The sequence below is a fragment of the Citrobacter sp. wls708 genome (assembly GCF_005281255.1).
GTDB classification, from domain to species: domain Bacteria; phylum Pseudomonadota; class Gammaproteobacteria; order Enterobacterales; family Enterobacteriaceae; genus Citrobacter; species Citrobacter werkmanii.
On record NZ_SZXE01000008.1, the window covers coordinates 60,097 to 80,654 of the forward strand.

At 53.5% G+C, this 20,558-nt stretch carries 19 protein-coding genes; 7 read left to right on the forward strand and 12 right to left on the reverse strand.

Features of this window, described 5'->3' with window-relative positions:
- Positions 1 to 9: 9 nt before the first annotated feature.
- Complete coding sequence (gene gltB, locus FDW97_RS02900; RefSeq protein WP_137350626.1) at positions 10 to 4,470, reverse strand: glutamate synthase large subunit; 4,461 nt, start codon at positions 4,468 to 4,470, stop codon at positions 10 to 12.
- A gap of 683 nt (positions 4,471 to 5,153) precedes the next feature.
- Here gltB and FDW97_RS02905 point away from each other — a divergent pair.
- The 4 genes from FDW97_RS02905 to mtgA all read left to right on the forward strand — a co-directional run bounded on the left by FDW97_RS02905 (position 5,154) and on the right by mtgA (position 10,182).
- Positions 5,154 to 6,083: a TIGR01212 family radical SAM protein gene (locus FDW97_RS02905; protein WP_121529605.1), complete on the forward strand. Its 930-nt coding sequence runs from the start codon at positions 5,154 to 5,156 to the stop codon at positions 6,081 to 6,083.
- A gap of 163 nt (positions 6,084 to 6,246) precedes the next feature.
- Positions 6,247 to 8,583: an aerobic respiration two-component sensor histidine kinase ArcB gene (gene arcB, locus FDW97_RS02910; protein WP_137350627.1), complete on the forward strand. Its 2,337-nt coding sequence runs from the start codon at positions 6,247 to 6,249 to the stop codon at positions 8,581 to 8,583.
- Between the two features lie 229 nt (positions 8,584 to 8,812).
- Positions 8,813 to 9,466 (forward strand): isoprenoid biosynthesis glyoxalase ElbB, encoded by a 654-nt coding sequence (elbB, locus tag FDW97_RS02915; protein ID WP_110496732.1) that lies wholly within the window; start codon positions 8,813 to 8,815, stop codon positions 9,464 to 9,466.
- Positions 9,463 to 10,182: a monofunctional biosynthetic peptidoglycan transglycosylase gene (gene mtgA / locus FDW97_RS02920; protein ID WP_038634281.1), complete on the forward strand. Its 720-nt coding sequence runs from the start codon at positions 9,463 to 9,465 to the stop codon at positions 10,180 to 10,182. Before elbB ends, mtgA begins: the two co-directional genes overlap by 4 nt.
- 66 nt (positions 10,183 to 10,248) lie before the next feature.
- Here the strand turns inward: mtgA and npr are convergent, their stop codons facing one another.
- The 11 genes from npr to FDW97_RS02975 form a co-directional block, all read right to left on the reverse strand.
- Positions 10,249 to 10,521 (reverse strand): PTS phosphocarrier protein NPr, encoded by a 273-nt coding sequence (gene npr, locus FDW97_RS02925; protein WP_003025086.1) that lies wholly within the window; start codon positions 10,519 to 10,521, stop codon positions 10,249 to 10,251.
- On the reverse strand, positions 10,518 to 11,372 hold the full coding sequence (rapZ, locus tag FDW97_RS02930) for an RNase adapter RapZ (protein ID WP_003025085.1): 855 nt from the start codon (positions 11,370 to 11,372) through the stop codon (positions 10,518 to 10,520). The genes npr and rapZ overlap by 4 nt, the downstream gene beginning before the upstream one ends.
- A 45-nt stretch (positions 11,373 to 11,417) precedes the next feature.
- Positions 11,418 to 11,909: a PTS IIA-like nitrogen regulatory protein PtsN gene (gene ptsN / locus FDW97_RS02935; protein WP_038634278.1), complete on the reverse strand. Its 492-nt coding sequence runs from the start codon at positions 11,907 to 11,909 to the stop codon at positions 11,418 to 11,420.
- An 83-nt stretch (positions 11,910 to 11,992) separates the two neighbouring features.
- A complete protein-coding gene (gene hpf / locus FDW97_RS02940; protein WP_038634275.1) occupies positions 11,993 to 12,280 on the reverse strand; it encodes a ribosome hibernation promoting factor in 288 nt (95 codons plus the stop codon).
- A gap of 22 nt (positions 12,281 to 12,302) precedes the next feature.
- A complete protein-coding gene (gene rpoN, locus FDW97_RS02945) occupies positions 12,303 to 13,736 on the reverse strand; it encodes an RNA polymerase factor sigma-54 (RefSeq protein ID WP_038634272.1) in 1,434 nt (477 codons plus the stop codon).
- 46 nt (positions 13,737 to 13,782) lie between these two features.
- Positions 13,783 to 14,508: an LPS export ABC transporter ATP-binding protein gene (gene lptB, locus FDW97_RS02950; protein WP_003025073.1), complete on the reverse strand. Its 726-nt coding sequence runs from the start codon at positions 14,506 to 14,508 to the stop codon at positions 13,783 to 13,785.
- Positions 14,509 to 14,514: 6 nt separating this feature from the next.
- Positions 14,515 to 15,063 (reverse strand): lipopolysaccharide ABC transporter substrate-binding protein LptA, encoded by a 549-nt coding sequence (gene lptA / locus FDW97_RS02955; RefSeq protein ID WP_038634270.1) that lies wholly within the window; start codon positions 15,061 to 15,063, stop codon positions 14,515 to 14,517.
- On the reverse strand, positions 15,032 to 15,607 hold the full coding sequence (lptC, locus tag FDW97_RS02960; protein WP_038634267.1) for an LPS export ABC transporter periplasmic protein LptC: 576 nt from the start codon (positions 15,605 to 15,607) through the stop codon (positions 15,032 to 15,034). Before lptC ends, lptA begins: the two co-directional genes overlap by 32 nt.
- Complete coding sequence (gene kdsC / locus FDW97_RS02965) at positions 15,604 to 16,170, reverse strand: 3-deoxy-manno-octulosonate-8-phosphatase KdsC (protein ID WP_079225927.1); 567 nt, start codon at positions 16,168 to 16,170, stop codon at positions 15,604 to 15,606. The genes lptC and kdsC overlap by 4 nt, the downstream gene beginning before the upstream one ends.
- Positions 16,171 to 16,190: 20 nt before the next feature.
- A complete protein-coding gene (kdsD, locus tag FDW97_RS02970) occupies positions 16,191 to 17,177 on the reverse strand; it encodes an arabinose-5-phosphate isomerase KdsD (RefSeq protein ID WP_085048642.1) in 987 nt (328 codons plus the stop codon).
- A gap of 13 nt (positions 17,178 to 17,190) precedes the next feature.
- Positions 17,191 to 18,168, reverse strand: coding sequence for a calcium/sodium antiporter (locus FDW97_RS02975; protein WP_038634258.1), 978 nt, complete (start codon positions 18,166 to 18,168; stop codon positions 17,191 to 17,193).
- 215 nt (positions 18,169 to 18,383) lie between these two features.
- Here FDW97_RS02975 and mlaF point away from each other — a divergent pair, with 215 nt between their 5' ends.
- From mlaF to mlaD, 3 genes are read left to right on the forward strand one after another with little or no spacing between them, the layout of a single operon-like run.
- Complete coding sequence (gene mlaF, locus FDW97_RS02980; protein ID WP_038634255.1) at positions 18,384 to 19,196, forward strand: phospholipid ABC transporter ATP-binding protein MlaF; 813 nt, start codon at positions 18,384 to 18,386, stop codon at positions 19,194 to 19,196.
- Positions 19,197 to 19,203: 7 nt separating this feature from the next.
- Positions 19,204 to 19,986 (forward strand): lipid asymmetry maintenance ABC transporter permease subunit MlaE, encoded by a 783-nt coding sequence (gene mlaE / locus FDW97_RS02985; RefSeq protein ID WP_085048643.1) that lies wholly within the window; start codon positions 19,204 to 19,206, stop codon positions 19,984 to 19,986.
- Between the two features lie 4 nt (positions 19,987 to 19,990).
- A complete protein-coding gene (mlaD, locus tag FDW97_RS02990; RefSeq protein WP_038642894.1) occupies positions 19,991 to 20,548 on the forward strand; it encodes an outer membrane lipid asymmetry maintenance protein MlaD in 558 nt (185 codons plus the stop codon).
- Positions 20,549 to 20,558: the final 10 nt, after the last annotated feature.

A 20,558-nucleotide genomic window follows, 5' to 3' on the forward strand; every position in this document is an offset into this window, starting at 1 on the left:
TGCTACCCCTTACTGCGCCTGCACACGCAGCTCTGCTGCGCTACGACTACGGTGACCCAACAGTGCTTTCACATCACTGGATTTTGGTTTTACCAGCGCGAATTTCGCTGAGAATGCTGGCCAGTTAGCCAGGATCTCTTCGCCGCGTGAAGAGCCGGTATGTTGTACGTGCTCGGTAATCAGACCGCGCAGGTGTTCCTCGTGAATGGCAAGAGAATCAACGTCCAGCACTTCCACCAGTTCCGGGTTCACGCGCTTGCGGAAATCGCCATCTTCATCCAGTACGTAGGCGAATCCGCCCGTCATACCTGCCCCGAAGTTAACGCCCGTTTTGCCGAGAATACAGACGATGCCGCCGGTCATGTATTCGCAGCCGTTGTCGCCGATACCTTCCACCACGGTGATTGCGCCGGAGTTACGCACCGCAAAGCGCTCGCCCGCACGACCTGCCGCAAACAGACGACCGCCGGTGGCGCCGTACAGGCAGGTATTACCGATGATGCTCGCTTTATGACTGAGGAATGCGGAACCTATTGGCGGACGAATCGCGATAAGGCCGCCCGCCATACCTTTGCCGACATAGTCGTTGGCATCGCCGGTCAGATACAGCTCGACGCCGCCCGCGTTCCACACGCCAAAGCTCTGGCCTGCAGTACCGTTGAAGTGCGCTTTAATTGGGTCAGATGCCAGGCCCTGATCGCCGTGGGTTTGGGCAATATAGCCAGACAGCGACGCGCCGACGGAACGGTCGGTGTTGCGGATATCGAACCAGAAGGTTTTGCTCTGGCGCTCGTCGACATACGGTTTTGCCTGTTGCAGTAGCTGTGCGTTCAGCACGCCGTTATCAAACGGCGGGTTGTTCTCGGTGCAGAATAACGCCTTACCAGGATGCGGCTCGGCGGTTTCCAGCAGACGCGACAGCTCCAGCTTCTGCTGTTTGGCGGTAAACCCTTCCAGCTCTTTGAGCAGGTCGGTACGACCAATCAGATCCACCAGACGTTTCACGCCCAGCTCGGCCATCAGCTCGCGTACTTCGCGGGCGATAAATTCAAAGTAGTTGGTCACTTTGAACGGCAGACCGTGATAGTGGTTCTTACGCAGTTTGTCGTCCTGAGTTGCCACGCCGGTTGCGCAGTTATTCAGATGGCAAATACGCAGGTATTTACAGCCCAGCGCGACCATTGGGCCGGTGCCGAAACCAAAGCTTTCCGCGCCAAGAATCGCCGCTTTAATGATATCCACGCCGGTTTTCAGACCGCCATCGACCTGCAGACGAATCTTATGACGCAGACCGTTGGCGACCAACGCCTGCTGGGTTTCCACCAGACCCAGCTCCCATGGGCAGCCCGCATATTTCACAGAGGAGAGCGGGCTTGCGCCGGTGCCGCCGTCGTAGCCGGCGATGGTGATCAGATCCGCATAGGCCTTCGCCACGCCGGTGGCGATGGTGCCGACACCCGGTTCGGACACCAGCTTCACCGAGATCATCGCTTTCGGGTTAACCTGTTTAAGGTCGAAAATCAGCTGCGCTAAGTCCTCGATAGAGTAGATATCGTGGTGCGGCGGCGGGGAGATCAGCGTCACCCCCGGCACCGAATAGCGCAGTTTGGCGATGTACGGGGTAACTTTATCACCCGGCAACTGACCGCCTTCGCCCGGCTTCGCGCCCTGAGCGACTTTAATCTGAATGACGTCGGCGTTGACCAGGTACGCCGGGGTTACGCCAAAGCGACCGGAAGCCACCTGCTTAATACGCGATACCTTGTTGGTGCCATAACGCGCAGGATCTTCGCCGCCTTCGCCGGAGTTAGAGTTACCGCCGATGCTGTTCATCGCTTCCGCCAGCGCCTCATGTGCTTCCGGGCTTAATGCGCCGATAGACATGGCTGCGGTATCAAAGCGTTTAAATAATTCGCTCGCGGGCTCTACCTCGTCAATGCTCACGGCTTCATCGCCAGGCGTAATCGCCAGCAGATCGCGCAGCGTGGCCGCCGGACGCTCATTGACCAGCTTGGCATATTCCTGATAGTCGCTGTATTCGCCGCTTTGTACAGCCTGTTGCAGCGTGCGTACCACGTCCGGGTTGTAAGCGTGGTATTCGCCGCCGTGGACGTACTTCAGCAAACCGCCCTGGCTAATCGGTTTCCGCGCCAGCCAGGCATGTTTCGAGAGGTTTAGCAGATCCTGCTGGAAGTCGGTAAAAGCTGCGCCGCTGATGCGGCTGACTACGCCCTGGAAGCACAGCGCCACGACATCATCGTGCAGACCAACGGCTTCAAACAGCTTCGAGCAGCGGTAAGAGGCGATGGTTGAGATGCCCATTTTGGACATGATCTTGTACAGACCTTTGTTGATGCCGTTACGGTAGTTCAGCATCACGGTCCGGTAATTTTTGGCAATCGCCTGAGTGTCGATCAGACGCCCCAGCGTTTCATACGCCAGATACGGATAAATGGCCGTCGCACCGAAGCCGAGCAGCACCGCGAAGTGGTGCGGGTCACGCGCGCTCGCCGTTTCGACGATGATGTTGGCGTCGCAACGCAGGCTTTGTTCTACCAGACGCGTTTGCACTGCGCCCACGGCCATCGGTGCCGGAACCGGCAAGCGGTTTTTCGCGATGTTACGGTCAGAGAGCACCAGCAGTACCGTGCCATTACGTACCATCTGTTCCGCCTTATCGCACAGGGCTTTGACGGTCTCTTCAAGCGTGGTTTCGGTCACGTCAAAGGTGATATCCAGCCGGTCAGCGCGATAATGCTCCTCTTTCATGGTAGTGAGCTGGGTGAAATCGGAGTACAGCAGGATCGGCGATTTAAAGCTCAGACGGTGTGCCTGACCTTCGGCTTCGCAGAAGACGTTCATTTCGCGACCGATGCTGGTGGCCAGCGACATAACGTGCGCTTCACGCAGCGGGTCGATCGGCGGGTTAGTCACCTGCGCGAACTGCTGGCGGAAGTAGTCATAAATGATGCGCGGCTGGCTGGACAGCACGGCAAACGGGGTATCGTCACCCATTGAGCCGACCGCTTCCTGGCCGTTTTCACCGAGCACGCGAATGACGGAATCCAGCTCTTCGGCGCTGTAGTTAAACTGTTTCTGGTAGCTGGCGAGGGTATCATCGTCCAGCTCGCGGCTGCCGACCTGATCGTCAGCCAGCTCTTCGAACGGCACCAGGCGACGAACGTTTTTCTCCATCCACTCTTTGTAGGGGTGGCGGCTTTTCAGGTCATTATCGGTTTCCGCTGAGTGCAGAATGCGGCCGCTGCGGGTGTCGATAACCATCAGCTCGCCAGGGCCGACGCGGCCTTTTTCCACCACTTCATCCGGCTGATAATCCCAGATCCCGACTTCAGAGGCGCAGGTAATCAGCTTGTCTTTGGTGATGACGTAGCGCGCCGGGCGCAGGCCGTTACGATCGAGGTTACAGGCGGCAAAGCGACCATCGGACATGACGATGCCCGCCGGGCCGTCCCACGGTTCCATGTGCATAGAGTTGAAGTCAAAGAACGCGCGCAGCTCCGGATCCATATCCGGGTTGTTCTGCCAGGCCGGCGGCACCAGTAAGCGCATGGCGCGGATGATGTCCATCCCGCCCGCCAGCAGCAGCTCCAGCATGTTATCCATGGAGCTGGAGTCGGAGCCGGTTTCGTTGACGAACGGCGCCGCGTCATGCAGGTCAGGGATCAGTGGCGTCTGGAATTTATAGGTACGGGCGCGCGCCCACTGGCGGTTACCTGTGATGGTGTTGATTTCGCCATTGTGCGCCAGGTAGCGGAACGGCTGCGCCAGCGGCCAGCGCGGCACGGTGTTGGTGGAGAAGCGCTGGTGGAACAGGCAGATGGCCGATTCCAGACGCAGGTCCGCGAGGTCCAGGTAAAAGCGCGGCAGATCCGCCGGCATACACAGACCTTTATAAATGTTCACCAGATTCGACAGGCTACAGACGTAGAAGTCTTTATCTTGCAGGAGGCGTTTTTCAATACGACGGCGGGCGATGAACAGGCGGCGTTCCATATCACGTGGGCGCCAACCCGCAGGGGCGTTAACGAAAATTTGCTCAATACGAGGCAGGGAGGATAGAGCGATTTCACCGAGAACACCTTCGTTGGTCGGCACGTCGCGCCAGCCGACAATCGACAGGGTCTCCTGCTGTAATTCTTCTTCGACTATGCGACGAGAGGCTGCCGCCAGTTCAGCGTCTTTATTTAAAAAGATCATGCCGACGGCGTAATTTTTGGCTAAACGCCAGCCGCGCTCTTGCGCCACGATGCGGAAAAAGCGATCCGGTTTTTGTAACAGCAGGCCACAACCATCGCCGGTTTTTCCATCGGCAAGAATTGCGCCACGGTGCTGCATGCGGGCCAGTGCGTGTATGGCGGTACGCACTACCTTGTGGCTAGGTTCGCCTTCTATGTGGGCGATCAGGCCGAAACCACAGTTATCCCTCTCAAGAGATTTATCGTACAACATATGAGTGAACCTCCCCAGGCTCTGCGGGATTCCCATCTGAACCGTTGCGCACGGGCACACCAAGAGCATGGCGACGGGGTTTGCGTGCATACGCTTACCTCGCATTCGCCCTCTTTATCCTTTTCGCACAGGTCAAACAAGTTTGAGGACTTGCTTCAGAGGGAATCTCAATTACTGCATAAATATGATGAGCAGGCTGCTCATCCAGAAAGCTTCCAGCGGATTTCCACGTTATCGGGAATCCACACACAGGTCAAATGGCAATCTTATTTATGCAAAAATGTGCTATGGGGCAATTAACTTTATGAAATTGCTGAAATAAAAGGGTTTTTTACATAGGTTTAACGTAGGGGGAACGGTCAGGGAAGTGTGATCTGTCTCACTGTCAGAACGGCTGTATATCCCTCGTCCTGCCTTTGTTTATCAAGATGCTTGGCATTTTATGCTGGTTTTTAAAGTTTTGGCGTCTTAAAGATACTGTTTTTATGCAAAGAGTATAAGAAGATAAAAAAAAGAGTCGAATATAAGGAAAAGTAATTACCTTTTTAGTGAATGAAATTTCGATTATTTTGATTTGTTATGCAATAAATAAAGGCTCGCCAGGGCGATTGATCCAGGTCATCGCCGACTGGGGCAAAAAATGGCAGGCTTTGGCCTCTTTTCAAGGCGCGGTCTACCAGATTATGCAGTTACAGAAATTAGTCAATATGTTTGGTGGGGATCTTTCTCGCCGTTATGGACAAAAGGTTCATAAACTCACGCTGCACGGCGGCTTTAGCTGTCCAAATCGCGATGGCACCATCGGGCGCGGCGGATGTACTTTCTGTAATGTCGCCTCGTTTGCCGATGAAGCGCAGCAGCACCATTCCATTGCCGAGCAGCTTGAACATCAGGCGCACCTGGTCAATCGTGCGAAACGCTATCTGGCCTATTTCCAGGCCTACACCAGCACCTTTGCTGAAGTACAGGTGCTGCGTTCGATGTATCAACAGGCGGTCAGCCAGGCCAGTATCGTTGGGTTATGCGTTGGGACACGCCCCGACTGTGTGCCGGAAGCGGTGCTTGATCTGCTTTGCGAGTATAAAGACCTGGGCTATGAAGTGTGGCTGGAGCTCGGTCTGCAAACCGCGCATGACAAAACCTTGCACCGAATTAACCGCGGCCATGATTTCGCCTGCTACCAAAACACCACGCGGCTGGCGCGCGAGCGCGGGCTGAAAGTGTGCTCGCATCTGATCGTCGGTCTGCCGGGAGAAGGGCAGGCAGAATGTCTGCAAACCATGGAACGCGTGGTGGAGACGGGCGTTGACGGTATTAAGCTGCATCCGCTGCATATTGTGAAAGGCAGTACGATGGCAAAAGCCTGGGAAGCCGGGCGGCTGAACGGGATTGAACTGGACGACTACACGATTACCGCAGGTGAGATGATCCGCCATACGCCGCCGGAGGTGATTTATCATCGTATTTCCGCCAGCGCGCGTCGCCCAACGCTGTTGGCGCCGCTATGGTGTGAAAATCGCTGGACGGGGATGGTCGAACTGGATAAGTACCTTAACGAGCACGGCGTGCAAGGCTCGGCGCTGGGTACGCCGTGGATTCAGCCGGAGAGCTAACCATCTGTAGTCATGTAGGCCGGATGGCGACTTTGCCTTATCCGGCCTACGATGAACCACTCCTCGGTCATTTCACCGATAACCGCCGCATTTCTTGCACAATCTTCAACGTCACGCTGAGAATTGAGTATTATTGTGCCAAGTTGTCGTGAAGGAACCCTCTATGAAGCAAATTCGTATGCTGGCGCAATATTATGTCGACCTGATGATGAAGTTAGGTCTGGTGCGCTTTTCGCTGCTATTAGCGCTGGCTTTGGTCGTGTTGGCAATTGTGGTGCAAATGGCTGTCACCATGGTGCTGCATGGCCAGGTAGAAAGCATTGATGTCATCCGCTCTATCTTTTTTGGTCTGTTAATTACCCCCTGGGCCGTCTATTTTTTGTCAGTGGTGGTGGAGCAACTGGAGGAATCCCGGCAGCGTCTGTCACGGCTGGTGCAAAAGCTGGAAGAGATGCGCGAGCGCGATCTCAAGCTCAATGTGCAGTTGAAAGATAATATCGCCCAGCTCAATCAGGAAATTGTTGAGCGCGAAAAAGCTGAAGCGGAGCGCCAGGAAACGTTTGAGCAGCTGAAGGTCGAAATCAAAGAGCGCGAAGAAGCGCAGATTCAGCTTGAGCAACAGTCTTCATTTTTACGCTCTTTCCTTGATGCCTCGCCGGACCTGGTCTTTTATCGTAATGAAGATAAAGAATTTTCCGGCTGTAACCGCGCCATGGAGTTGCTGACCGGCAAGAGCGAAAAGCAACTGGTGAATTTGAAACCGGCTGACGTTTACTCCCCTGAGGCGGCTGAAAAAGTTATTGAGACCGACGAGAAGGTGTTTCGTCATAACGTCTCGCTCACCTATGAACAGTGGCTGGACTATCCGGATGGACGCAAAGCCTGCTTTGAAATTCGTAAAGTGCCTTACTACGACCGCGTTGGTAAACGTCATGGCCTGATGGGCTTTGGTCGCGATATTACCGAACGTAAGCGTTATCAGGACGCACTTGAACGCGCCAGCCGCGATAAGACCACGTTTATTTCTACCATCAGTCACGAGCTGCGTACGCCGCTGAACGGCATCGTTGGCTTAAGCCGGATCCTGCTGGATACGGATCTGACCGCCGAGCAGGAAAAATACCTGAAAACTATCCATGTCTCTGCCGTGACGTTGGGCAATATTTTCAACGATATTATCGATATGGATAAGATGGAGCGGCGTAAAGTCCAGCTCGATAACCAGCCGATCGATTTCACCAGCTTTATGGCGGATCTGGAAAACCTCTCTGGCCTGCAGGCACAGCAAAAAGGGCTGCGTTTTGTGCTTGAGCCAACGCTACCGTTGCCGCATAAAGTGATTACCGACGGCACGCGTTTGCGCCAGATTCTGTGGAATCTGATCAGCAACGCCGTGAAGTTTACCCAGCAGGGGCTGGTGACCGTGCGGGCGCGCTATGACCAGGGGAATATGCTGCATTTCGAGGTAGAAGATTCCGGGATCGGCATTCCGCAGGATGAACAGGATAAAATCTTCGCCATGTATTATCAGGTGAAGGACAGTAACGGCGGCAAACCGGCAACAGGAACCGGGATTGGTCTGGCCGTATCAAAGCGTCTGGCGAAAAATATGGGCGGCGATATTACGGTCTCCAGCCAGGCTGGTAAAGGCTCTGTCTTTACGCTGACTGTGCATGCGCCTGCGGTAGCGGAAGAGATTGAAGACGCTTTTGAAGACGATGACATGCCGCTGCCCGCCCTGAATGTCCTGCTGGTGGAAGACATTGAACTGAACGTCATTGTCGCGCGCTCAGTGCTGGAAAAACTGGGTAATAGCGTGGATGTCGCCATGACCGGGAAAGCCGCGCTGGAAATGTTCACGCCGGGTGAATATGACCTGGTATTGCTGGATATTCAGCTACCGGATATGACCGGGCTGGATATCTCCCGCGAGCTTACGCAAAAATACGCGCGTGAAGATCTGCCGCCGCTGGTGGCCCTTACCGCCAACGTTCTGAAAGATAAAAAAGAGTATCTGGATGCGGGAATGGACGACGTGCTGAGTAAGCCGCTGTCAGTCCCGGCTTTAACCGCCATGATCAAAAAATACTGGGATACCCGAAACAAAGAGGAGAGCACTGTGACATCTGAAGAGAGCAGTAAATCGCAAGCGCTGTTAGATATTCCTATGTTGGAACAATACCTCGAGCTGGTGGGACCGAAGTTAATTACCGACGGGCTGGCGGTGTTTGAGAAGATGATGCCGGGATATTTGAGCGTGCTGGAATCCAATCTGACTGCACGTGATAAAAAAGGCGTGGTTGAGGAAGGTCATAAAATTAAAGGTGCGGCAGGTTCGGTGGGGCTGCGCCATCTGCAACAGTTAGGTCAGCAAATCCAGTCGCCAGATCTTCCAGCCTGGGAAGATAACGTTGCTGAATGGATTGAAGAGATGAAGCAGGAGTGGCAGCACGACGTGGCGGTACTAAAAGCCTGGGTGGCGAGTGTGGAAAAAAAATGACCCCGGCTTGACCGGGGTGCGCGAATACTGCGCCAACACCAGGGAAATCGTGGCTGCGCCGTAACTTATTGTCATTGTTTACAAAGGCACAGCCCTATTTTTCAGGCCGCACGCAGTTAAGATAGCAAATCTTAAATAATTTGTTACATGAATCAGTTAAATGTGTGAAGCGTAGCATTTAAATCATAATAACTAATATGTTTCAGCCAGTTGAGAAAGGAGTATCACGATGAAAAAAGTGGGAGTCGTGCTCAGCGGATGCGGTGTGTATGACGGTGCAGAGATCCATGAAACCGTACTCACGCTGCTGGCCATTGCCCGCAATGGCGCGCAGGCCGTCTGCTTCGCACCGGATAAACAACAAGCTGATGTGATTAATCATCTGACCGGTGAGCCGATGTCGGAAACACGCAATGTCCTGATTGAAGCCGCTCGCCTCACACGCGGCGAGATTCGCCCGCTTGCTCAGGCGGTTTCAACGGAACTGGATGCGTTGATCGTGCCGGGTGGGTTTGGCGCCGCCAAAAATCTGAGTAATTTTGCCAGCCAGGGCAGCGAATGCCGGGTTGACAGTGATTTAGCCGCGCTGGCAGTTGCCATGCATCAGATGGGGAAACCGTTGGGATTTATGTGTATTGCGCCCGCCATGTTACCCAAAATTTTTGATTTTCCGCTGCGTCTGACCATTGGCACGGATATCGATACGGCAGAGGTACTGGAGGAGATGGGCGCTGAACATGTGCCTTGTCCGGTTGATGACATTGTCGTTGATGAAGACAACAAAATTGTCACCACGCCCGCCTATATGCTGGCGCAGGATATCGCTCAGGCCGCGAGTGGCATCGATAAACTGGTCTCGCGTGTGCTGGTGTTGGTTGAATGAGAACAGGCGTTACCGCTTTTCTGCGGCGTATCTTTCTACGGGCGGTTATCGTCCTCGCCGTATTCTGGGGCGGGGGCATCGCCCTTTTCAGCGTGATGCCGGTGCCGTTCTCAGCGGTGATGGTCGAACGGCAACTGGGCGCATGGTTATCCGGTGATTTCGGGTATGTGGCGCACTCGGACTGGGTGAGTATGGATGAGATCTCACCGTGGATGGGGCTGGCGGTGATTGCCGCCGAGGACCAGAAGTTCCCTGACCATTGGGGATTCGATGTCTCTGCCATCGAGAAAGCTCTGGCGCATAATGAACGTAATGAAAACCGTATTCGCGGGGCGTCAACGTTATCGCAACAGACGGCAAAAAACCTCTTTCTGTGGGATGGACGTAGCTGGGTGCGTAAGGGCCTTGAAGCCGGGCTCACGCTGGGGATGGAAACGGTCTGGAGCAAGAAACGTATTCTGACCGTCTATCTGAACGTTGCGGAGTTTGGCGACGGCATTTTTGGCGTGGAGGCGGCGGCGCAGCGGTATTTTCATAAGCCTGCCAGTCGCTTGAGTATGTCTGAAGCGGCCTTGCTGGCGGCGGTCCTACCTAATCCTTTACGTTTTAAAGCGAATGCGCCTTCGGGTTATGTGCGTAGCCGTCAGGCGTGGATTATGCGCCAAATGCGCCAGTTAGGCGGTGAGTCGTTTATGCGGGAAAATAAGCTGTATTAGCGGAGTTATTGCCGGATGCGGCGTAAACGCCTTATCCGGCCTACTGGCTACGTTCTGTGTACTCGATTAATCTTCGTCAAACCCTGAATTAAACAGGGCAACCACCGCGGCCAGAGCTTCAACTTCCTGCGGGCCTGTGGCTTCAACTTCTATCTGCCGCCCCTTCGCAGAATCCAGCATCAGCAGCGCGATAACGCTGTTTGCCTCGGCTTCCGTTCCTTCATCATTACGCAGCAAAACTTCTGCTTCGAAACCCTGCATCAATTCAAAAAGTTTCATTGCTGGCCGGGCATGCATGCCCAGCTTATTAGTGATTTCAACGGTTTGCTTCACGGTCATGATTTACGTTTTTCCAGCGTACGATGGCGTGACTGCACGTTTTTACCGCGTGAGCGGAAGTAGTCTGCCAACTGCTCTGCAATATACACCGAACGGTGTTTCCCGCCGGTACAGCCGATGGCTACAGTGAGGTAGCTGCGGTTGTTGGTCTCCAGCATGGGTAACCATAGCTCAAGATAGCTGCGGGTCTGGTAGATAAAATTGTGTACTTCTGTGTGCCTGTCGAGGAAGGCGGCGACAGGGCGGTCAAGACCGGTCATCGGGCGCAGCTTCGGATCCCAGTGTGGGTTGGGCAGGAAGCGCACGTCAAAGACGTAGTCCGCGTCAATCGGGATACCGTGTTTGAAACCAAAGGATTCGAATACCATCGTCAATTCACGTTCACGTTTGCCCAGCAGTCGGGTACGCAGCATTTCCGCCAGTTCGTGTACGGACATTTCGGAGGTATCAACAATCAGGTCTGCGCGGGAACGCAGCGGCTCCAGCAAATCGCTTTCTTTATCGATAGCGCTTTCCAGCGACAAGTTTTTGCTGGAGAGGGGGTGTAAACGACGCGTGTCGCTGTAGCGGCGAATCAGCGTGTTACGGTCAGCATCAAGGAACAGCAACTGCGGTGAGAAGCCTTCAGGCAGATTGTTCATTGCCTGCTCGAAAATCTCCGGGGATTCCGGCATGTTACGCACATCAATGCTGACGGCCGCAGAAATCTGGCGATCGGCCAGTGTACGAGCCAGATCGGGCAACAACACTACGGGAAGGTTATCCACGCAGTAAAAACCCATATCTTCCAGCGCACGCAGGGCAACGGATTTGCCTGACCCTGAACGACCGCTGACGATCATCAGTACCATGTACTGTTTCTCCTCACAACGACAAAAAAGGATGCCATTAGGTTGTTATGCTTCATCCTGTCCACCTTCGGTGTCCGTGATGATTTGATACAACTCCTGGTCACTCTGTGCGGCGCGCAGGCGACGGCAGATGGCTTTATCTGCCAGACGTTTGGCGACCAGCGATAATGTATGCAAATGCGTCTTGGTTTGGTCTGCCGGGACCAGCAGGGCGAAAAGCAGATCGACGGGCTGATTATCAATGGCGTCGAAGGCGATGGGGGTTTCGAGTTGCACAAACACGCCAACCGCGCGCATCGTGTCTTCTTCCAGCTTGCCGTGCGGGATGGCAATACCATTACCGATGCCGGTACTGCCCATTTTTTCACGCGTCAGAATGGCTTCAAATACCACCTGAGAGGGCAAGCTGAGCTGTTTTGCCGCCAGTTCACTGATGATTTCCAGTGCGCGTTTCTTGCTTTGGCAGTGAACGGCCGCGCGCGTACATTCCTGGTTAAGAACATTGCTCAGTTGTAGAGTCGTATCGTTATTTGTCATAATTTCACCTAAGCGCTAACTGTACAAATGGCCCGTTGTGCTGCACAACAGGCCGTCCTGCACCCGCTAACTGCCCGGACAAGTTAGTGCTGTTTCAGTTTATCTTTATGTTTTGTTAACTGCCGAGCCAGTTTATCAATTAAACCGTCAATGGCGGCGTACATATCCTGACCTTCCGCGCTGGCATGAATTTCACCACCGTTTACATGCAGTGTTGCATCCGAGATATGTGTAACCTTCTCCACTTTCAACACAATATAGACCTGATTAATCCGGTCGAAATATTGTTCAAGCTTGGCGAATTTGGTATTAACAAACTCGCGCAGAGCTTCCGTGATTTCGACGTTGTTTCCAGTGATGTTGAGCTGCATAGTGTCTTCCTTATCGGTTGGGTCACACCAGTTGTTTGCGCTGGTTAGACGGCGGAATGGATAAAGACTCTCGGTACTTCGCAACGGTGCGGCGCGCCACCATGATACCCTGATCCGACAGCATAGAGGTTAACTTGCTATCACTCAGCGGTTTCGCGGGGTTCTCCGCAGCAATTAATTTCTTCACCAGTGCGCGGATCGCTGTGGATGAGGCTTCGCCCCCGCCTTCAGTGTTAACGTGACTGGAAAAGAAATACTTCAGTTCAAATATGCCGCGCGGACTGTGCAAATACTTTTGCGTGGTCACTCGGGAAATGGTCGATTCGTGCATCTCGACGGCCTGGGCGATATCCGCCAGCACCATCGGTTTCATAAATTCTTCGCCTTGCTCAAAGAAGGCCTGCTGCTGTTCAACGATACAGCGACTGACGCGCAGAAGCGTATCATTGCGGCTTTCCAGACTTTTAATCAGCCACTTCGCATCCTGCAAATTGCTACGAATAAACTGGCTGTCGGCATCGTTGCGCGCGCTATTGCACATCGCGGCGTAGTGCTGGTTAATCTGCAAGCGTGGAATGCTGTCGCCGTTGAGTTCGACCACCCAACGATCGTTATGCTTACGCACCAGCACATCCGGGATGACGTATTCCGGCTCGCCGGTTTGGATCGACTGTCCTGGGCGGGGATCGAGCGACTGGATGAGGTTGACGGCTTCTTTCAGCACGTCTTCTTTCAGTCGGGTTACGCGCATCAGCGAGCGAAAGTCATGGTTGGCTAACAGATCGAGGTGATCGCTGATGATCAGGCGCGCTTCTTCCAGCCATGGTGTGGACTTATCAAATTGCGAAAGTTGGATCAGTAAGCAGTCACGCAGATCTTTGGCTGCCACGCCAACGGGATCAAAGCGCTGAACGCGTTTAAGCACGGCTTCGATTTCATCCATACCGACGTCGTCATCGCCCATGCTTTCGAGAATATCGTCCAAGGTCACGGTGAGATAACCGGTTTCGTCAACCGCATCAACAATTGATGTCGCAATGGCGCGATCGGTATCCGAGAACGGGGTCAGCTCCACTTGCCACATCAGGTAATCCTGCAGCGATTGCGTGGTCTCCCCCTGATAAACAGGCAGTTCGTCGTCAATGTAATCTCCGCTGGTGCCTGAAGGCGTACCGGCGGTGTAGATTTCATCCCAACTGGCGTCAAGCGGCAATTCCTCTGGCATCTCTTTTTGTTCGAGCGCATCTGCGGTATCGAGGGATTCGCTGTCCTGTTTTTCCTGGGTATCAATTTCGTCGTGAAGATCGGTTTGCTCGAGCAGTGGGTTACTTTCCAGCGCTTGCTGAAGTTCTTGCTGAAGTTCCAGCGTGGACAACTGCAACAGACGGATCGCCTGTTGTAGCTGAGGCGTCATCGCCAGTTGTTGGCTAAGCCTGAGTTGCAAACCTTGCTTCATGTTCAGAGTTGTTTTCTCCTGCGGTGACGTGAAGTCTTCTACCCTATCAGAGTCTGAAGTCTTCCCCAAGGTATACGCGCTTAACGTGCTCATCCTGCAGTATTTCTGTTGGCGTGCCGTGGGCGATCAGGTGTCCCTGGCTCACGATATAGGCGCGCTCACAAACTGCCAGCGTTTCGCGGACGTTATGGTCGGTAATCAACACCCCAAGCCCGCTGTCGCGCAGGTGTTCGATGATCCGTTTGATATCGATAACGGAAATCGGGTCAACACCGGCAAACGGTTCATCAAGCAGGATAAATTTCGGATTCGCGGCCAGCGCGCGGGCGATTTCCACACGGCGTCGTTCACCACCGGAGAGCGATTGGCCCATGCTGTCACGCAGATGTTCGATATGGAATTCTTCCATCAGCTCATTGGCGCGATCTTCCCGCTGCTCACTGGTGAGATCGTCACGAATTTGCAGTACCGCCATCAGGTTATCAAACACGCTCAGGCGACGGAAAATAGACGCTTCCTGCGGTAGGTAGCCGATGCCGCGACGCGCGCGCGCATGCAGTGGCAGCAGACTGATATCTTCGTCATCAATGATAATGTTGCCCGCATCGCGCGGGACAATGCCGACCACCATGTAAAATGTCGTTGTCTTGCCCGCACCGTTAGGACCAAGCAGACCGACGATCTCCCCGGAGTTGACGGTCAGACTGACATCTTCCACCACACGGCGGCCCTTATAGGCCTTTGCAAGGTTCTTTGCAGTTAATGTTGCCATAACGAATCAGTTACCTTTTTTCTCTGCCGGAGCCTTGTTTTTGTCCTGCAACTGCGACGGAACCAGAACGGTGGTGACGCGTTTGCCTTTATCGCTGAAGGCCTGCATTTTCTGCTCTTTTACCAGATAGGTGATCTTATCACCCGTGATGTTGCTATCGAGCTGTTCCAGGTAAGCCTTACCGGTGAGCACGACGAAGTCTTTCGCCAGTTCATAGTGCATGTGTGAGGCGCGGCCTTTCACTGGCTTACCGTTGTCCTGCATCTGGTAAAAGGTGGCGGGCTCACCGTAACCATCAATCACTTCTTTACCGTCTTCACCGCCCGGGCGGGTCACAACGACTTTATCGGCATTAATTTTGATGGTGCCCTGAGTCACAATCACGTTACCAGTAAACGTCACCACGTTGCCCTGCATATCCAGGGACTGCTGGTCCGACTCGATGTGAATCGGCTGCTCGGTATCGCCGGTGACGGCAAATGCCGGAATGCTGGCGGCCAGAAGTGAACTGGCAAGCACAAGATTAAGGCTGAGTTTGTTTATTTTGGATTTCATATGAGGTTCTAACCTTTTCAATCAGCTCGGCGTTCTTGTTGCGTAAGTTGCCGCGCATCTTCAGTCCGCTGGAGTTAAATGTTGTGCCATATAACGTGACAAGATCATCAGAAGTGACGTCTTGAGTCACCAGGTTAATCTGTGCGTTATCGGTCGTAATTCTGCGTAGTTGAGAGTCAGGCACCAGGGCGTTAACTTCAACATGGCCGTACAGATACAGCATTCGATCGTTGGTCAATTTGGCTTTATCGGCTTTGATTGACCAGGTCGGTACTTTATCTTTATCAAACGTGGTTAATACCGGTTGAGTAAACCACGAAACCGCTTGCTCCGAATAATATTCAACGTGTTGGGCGATCAAGTGATAGCTCAGCGCGCCTTCCGGACTATACACGACGGTATCGGTATGTTCGCTTTTATAGGTTGGCTCGTTGTTATTGACGGCGACCTGAGTGGCCTCGTCTTTGTCTGCCAGGTTAATACCAATCATCACAAGGACAGCCAGCGACAGTAGAATGATAACCCAACGTCTGGTTTTGCTCATATCGATTGCCCTTTGGCCTCGTCCAGTTTGCCCTGCGCCAGGAGTAATAAATCGCAGACTTCACGTACAGCGCCGCGTCCCCCATCGATACGGGTGACGTAGTCGGCGCGTGGAATCAGCAATGGATGGGCATCCGCCACCGCTACGCTTAATCCCACTTTTGCCATCACTGGCCAGTCGATCAGGTCATCGCCAACATAGGCCACATTTTCCGGCGCGATCGCCAGTTTTCCAAGCAGATCGTCAAAGGCGATCAGTTTGTCTGACTGCCCCTGATACAGATGCGTGATCCCCAATGTGGCACAGCGATCTTCTACAAGTTTAGCCTTTCGTCCGGTAATAATAGCAACCTCAATACCGGAAGTGAGCGCACAGCGAATTCCGTAGCCATCGCGGACGTTAAAAGCCTTCAGCTCTTCACCGTTGTTGCCCATATAAATCAGACCATCAGACAATACGCCATCCACATCCAGGATCAGCAAACGGATGTTCTCTGCCCGGGTGATAACGTCAGCGCTGACGGGTCCATAACAGGTCGCAAGCGACGCACCTGCTTTACTCATTTTCTTTATCCTTGAGTTTCTTACACTACACCTGCACGCAGCAGATCATGCATATGTAACACACCGAGTAACTGGTCGCCATCAGCAACCATTACCGAAGTGATATGGCGGGACTGCATTAAGTTCAGGGCATCAACGGCAAGAATGCCCGGACGCACGCGAATGCCTCCAGGGGTCATCACATCGGCAATGCCTAACTGGCGTACATCTACGCCCATATCAAAGACGCGACGTAAATCGCCATCCGTGAAAATACCGTCAATCTTCATTGCATCATCGCAAATGACGGTCATGCCGAGATTTTTACGTGTGATCTCAAGTAAGGCGTCACGCAGGCTGGCGCTTTTATTAACATGCGGAATCTCATCACCCGTATGCATAATATCGTTAACACGCAGCAAAAGCTTACGGCCCAGTGCGCCACCCGGATGCGATAACGCAAAATCTTCCGCGGTGAAGCCGCGTGCTTTTAATAACGCCACGGCAAGGGCATCGCCCATCACCAGCGTTGCGGTGGTGCTGCTGGTCGGCGCCAGGCCTAACGGGCAAGCTTCCTTGGGCACTTTAACACACAGATGCACATCTGCCGCACGCGCCATGCTGCTTTCCGGACGGCCGGTGATGCAGATAAGCGGGACATGAAGACGTTTTAATACCGGGATTAACGCCGCTATCTCATTGGATTCGCCGGAGTTAGAGATGGCGATCACCACATCCTGCGGCGAGACCATGCCTAAATCACCATGCGCGGCTTCGCCCGGGTGCACGAAAAATGAGGGGGTGCCGGTGCTGGCAAAAGTGGCCGCCATCTTCCGCCCAATATGTCCGGATTTCCCCATCCCCATCACCACGACTTTGCCCGGGCAACTGAATATTTTTTCACAGGCGAGGGTAAAGTTTTGATTAATGTACTGATCAAGCTCCGCCAGGCCTTCACGTTCAATTGCCAGGACTTCCTTGCCTGCTTGCTGAAAGTCAAAACCCGGTTGCAACTCTAAGTGCGACATAATGCGTTTCCAGTTATCCAACGAGAAGTGGCGATAACCAATACAGCATCGCCAGCCATATGATAAAACCGCCGGTCAGCAGCGCACCCGCGCCGCGACCAATCTGGCGCGGACGTCGCCAGCAGAGTAGTGCAAAAATCACGCTCACCAGCAGCATGACGCTATAGTCACGGGTGAAGGCCATCGGATTGACTTCACCCGGCGTAATTAGCGCCGGTAACCCGAGGACGATAACAATATTAAAAATGTTCGCGCCGATGATGTTGCCAACGGCAATATCGTTTTCGCCTTTACGCAGACCCGCAATGGCCGTTGCCAGCTCTGGCAAACTGGTACCAATAGCGACTACCGTCAGCCCGATGGTGAGTTCGCTCATGGCGAAATAGTTCGCCAGTACGGTGGCGTTATCCACCACCATCCGTGTTGCCATTGGCATAATAATCAACGCAATGCCCAACCACAAAAATGCGACCGGCAATCCGCCTTCGCGTGGAAGTTCCGCTATCTGCTCTCGGGTCAGCGTGTCATTGCCTTGTCGCTCAGCCAGACGGGCGATTTTAACAATGAATAGCAGCCATAGCACGGCCAGAAGCAGGAGAAAGAAACCGTCACTACGACTCAACTGGCCGTCATACAACACGGATGCGGCTAAAATACTCACCAGCAACATTAGCGGTAATTCACGGCGCAGAACATCAGAATGCACGGTAAAAGGATGAATCAGCGCCGACAGACCTAAAATAAGCAGAATGTTGGTAATGTTAGAGCCGATAGCGGTACCCACGGCCAGATCGAGTTGCCCATTTATTGATGCCGCCACAGAGACAATGATCTCGGGTAACGACGTCCCTACGCTGACAACGGTCATCCCAATAATAATGGGGGGGATACCGAAATTTCGACATAAAATGGATGCGGCAAATACCAGACGGTCGGCACCGTAGACCACCAGAAGTAAACCAATTATTAACAGCGCCGTCGCTAAAAGCATCTAAAGTCCTTTCTTCAGGTATACTCGCCGGTCCACTTGAAGGATCTTCTGGAAGCCGTAACGAAGTCTTAATTTTGACTTTATGCGGCTAAAAAGTAAAACAAATGCCAGCTTTCGCTAACCAGGACAGGCAATAATCTGTAAATATGTTGGGTTCAGGGCTAAATTGAGCGCCAAACTCTTCGATCAACGAGGCAATAGTAAAGGATGAATCAATGGGTCAGTCTGTGGCGAATCTAGTCGATATGCGCGATGTCAGCTTTTCCCGAGGCGATCGCTGCATCTTTGATAATATTTCCCTGACGGTGCCGCGTGGTAAGGTGACGGCGATCATGGGGCCATCAGGCATCGGCAAAACGACGCTATTGCGTCTGATTGGCGGACAGATACCCCCGGATAAGGGCGAGATCCTGTTCGACGGCGAGAACGTTCCGGCCATGTCCCGTTCGCGTTTATTTACCGTGCGTAAACGCATGAGTATGTTGTTTCAGTCCGGCGCGCTGTTTACCGACATGAACGTGTTTGACAACGTCGCGTATCCGCTACGCGAGCATACGACGTTGCCTGCAGCGTTGCTGAAAAGCACGGTGATGATGAAGCTTGAAGCCGTTGGTCTGCGGGGCGCGGCAAAGTTAATGCCTTCTGAATTATCCGGTGGGATGGCACGGCGTGCCGCGTTAGCACGCGCCATCGCGCTGGAGCCTGACCTCATTATGTTTGACGAACCGTTCGTCGGCCAGGATCCCATTACCATGGGGGTGCTGGTGAAACTGATTTCGGAATTGAACAGTGCGCTGGGCGTCACCTGCGTGGTGGTGTCCCATGATGTGCCTGAGGTGCTGAGTATTGCAGATTACGCCTATATTATGGCGGACAAAAAAATAGTGGCCTACGGTAGTGCTCAGGCTCTGCAAGAAAACGCCGACCCGCGCGTACGTCAGTTCCTTGACGGTATTGCTGATGGGCCGGTTCCGTTCCGTTATCCGGCGGGCGACTACCACATCGATTTACTCAAAACAGGGAGTTAAGCCACCCATGTTGTTAAATGCGCTGGCATCACTCGGACATCGAGGGATTAAAACCCTCAGGACGTTCGGGCGAGCCGGATTAATGTTGTTCAATGCGGTTGTCGGCAAGCCGGAGTTTCGCAAACATGCGCCACTGCTGATACGCCAGCTCTATAATGTCGGTGTCTTATCGATGCTGATCATTATTGTTTCTGGTGTGTTCATCGGTATGGTGCTGGGGTTGCAGGGATACCTGGTTCTGACGACCTACAGTGCGGAAACCAGCCTTGGCATGCTGGTGGCGCTGTCATTGTTACGTGAGCTGGGGCCGGTTGTTGCGGCGCTACTGTTTGCCGGGCGCGCCGGATCGGCCTTAACCGCAGAGATTGGCCTGATGCGGGCGACCGAGCAACTCTCCAGTCTGGAAATGATGGCCGTCGATCCGCTGCGTCGGGTGATCTCTCCGCGTTTTTGGGCCGGTGTCATTTCATTGCCGCTGTTGACGGTTATTTTTGTCGCGGTGGGGATCTGGGGCGGTTCGCTGGTTGGCGTTAGCTGGAAAGGTATTGATGCAGGCTTTTTCTGGTCGGCGATGCAAAATGCCGTCGACTGGCGTCTGGATCTGGTCAACTGTCTGATTAAGAGCGTGGTGTTCGCCATAACGGTCACCTGGATTGCATTGTTCAATGGTTATGATGCGATCCCGACCTCAGCCGGCATTAGCCGGGCAACGACACGCACCGTTGTGCACGCCTCTCTCGCCGTTCTGGGGCTGGATTTTGTGCTCACCGCACTGATGTTTGGGAATTGAGTTCATGCAAACGAAAAAAAATGAAATTTGGGTCGGGTTATTTCTGCTGATTGCGCTGCTGGCTGCGCTGTTTGTCTGCCTGAAGGCAGCGAATGTTACCTCAATGCGTACTGAGCCGACTTACACGATTTATGCGACTTTTGATAATATTGGCGGCCTGAAAGAACGCTCTCCGGTGCGGATTGGCGGGGTGGTGGTTGGACGCGTATCGGATATCTCGCTGGATCCGAAAACGTACCTGCCGCGCGTGACCCTGGAAATCGAATCGCGTTTTAACCATATTCCTGACACCAGCTCCCTGAGCATCCGTACTTCCGGCCTGCTGGGAGAGCAGTATCTGGCATTGAACGTCGGTTTTGAAGATCCTGAGCTGGGAACGTCTATCCTCAAAGATGGCGGTACGATTCAGGACACGAAATCCGCAATGGTGCTGGAAGACATGATTGGTCAGTTCCTTTACAACAGCAACAGTAAAGGTGATGACAATAAGAATTCTGGCGATGCGCCAGCCGCAACTGAAGGCAATAATGAAGCCACTACGCCTGCGGGCGCAACGAAATAATCTCAGGAGA

Excerpts from the sequence above, each read along its gene's own strand:
- gltB (WP_137350626.1), bottom strand. The coding sequence starts at position 4,470 with ATGTTGTACGATAAATCTCTTGAGAGGGATAACTGTGGTTTCGGCCTG.
- FDW97_RS02905 (WP_121529605.1), top strand. The coding sequence starts at position 5,154 with ATGCAGTTACAGAAATTAGTCAATATGTTTGGTGGGGATCTTTCTCGC.
- arcB (WP_137350627.1), top strand. The coding sequence starts at position 6,247 with ATGAAGCAAATTCGTATGCTGGCGCAATATTATGTCGACCTGATGATG.
- elbB (WP_110496732.1), top strand. The coding sequence starts at position 8,813 with ATGAAAAAAGTGGGAGTCGTGCTCAGCGGATGCGGTGTGTATGACGGT.
- mtgA (WP_038634281.1), top strand. The coding sequence starts at position 9,463 with ATGAGAACAGGCGTTACCGCTTTTCTGCGGCGTATCTTTCTACGGGCG.
- npr (WP_003025086.1), bottom strand. The coding sequence starts at position 10,521 with ATGACCGTGAAGCAAACCGTTGAAATCACTAATAAGCTGGGCATGCAT.
- rapZ (WP_003025085.1), bottom strand. The coding sequence starts at position 11,372 with ATGGTACTGATGATCGTCAGCGGTCGTTCAGGGTCAGGCAAATCCGTT.
- ptsN (WP_038634278.1), bottom strand. The coding sequence starts at position 11,909 with ATGACAAATAACGATACGACTCTACAACTGAGCAATGTTCTTAACCAG.
- hpf (WP_038634275.1), bottom strand. The coding sequence starts at position 12,280 with ATGCAGCTCAACATCACTGGAAACAACGTCGAAATCACGGAAGCTCTG.
- rpoN (WP_038634272.1), bottom strand. The coding sequence starts at position 13,736 with ATGAAGCAAGGTTTGCAACTCAGGCTTAGCCAACAACTGGCGATGACG.
- lptB (WP_003025073.1), bottom strand. The coding sequence starts at position 14,508 with ATGGCAACATTAACTGCAAAGAACCTTGCAAAGGCCTATAAGGGCCGC.
- lptA (WP_038634270.1), bottom strand. The coding sequence starts at position 15,063 with ATGAAATCCAAAATAAACAAACTCAGCCTTAATCTTGTGCTTGCCAGT.
- lptC (WP_038634267.1), bottom strand. The coding sequence starts at position 15,607 with ATGAGCAAAACCAGACGTTGGGTTATCATTCTACTGTCGCTGGCTGTC.
- kdsC (WP_079225927.1), bottom strand. The coding sequence starts at position 16,170 with ATGAGTAAAGCAGGTGCGTCGCTTGCGACCTGTTATGGACCCGTCAGC.
- kdsD (WP_085048642.1), bottom strand. The coding sequence starts at position 17,177 with ATGTCGCACTTAGAGTTGCAACCGGGTTTTGACTTTCAGCAAGCAGGC.
- FDW97_RS02975 (WP_038634258.1), bottom strand. The coding sequence starts at position 18,168 with ATGCTTTTAGCGACGGCGCTGTTAATAATTGGTTTACTTCTGGTGGTC.
- mlaF (WP_038634255.1), top strand. The coding sequence starts at position 18,384 with ATGGGTCAGTCTGTGGCGAATCTAGTCGATATGCGCGATGTCAGCTTT.
- mlaE (WP_085048643.1), top strand. The coding sequence starts at position 19,204 with ATGTTGTTAAATGCGCTGGCATCACTCGGACATCGAGGGATTAAAACC.
- mlaD (WP_038642894.1), top strand. The coding sequence starts at position 19,991 with ATGCAAACGAAAAAAAATGAAATTTGGGTCGGGTTATTTCTGCTGATT.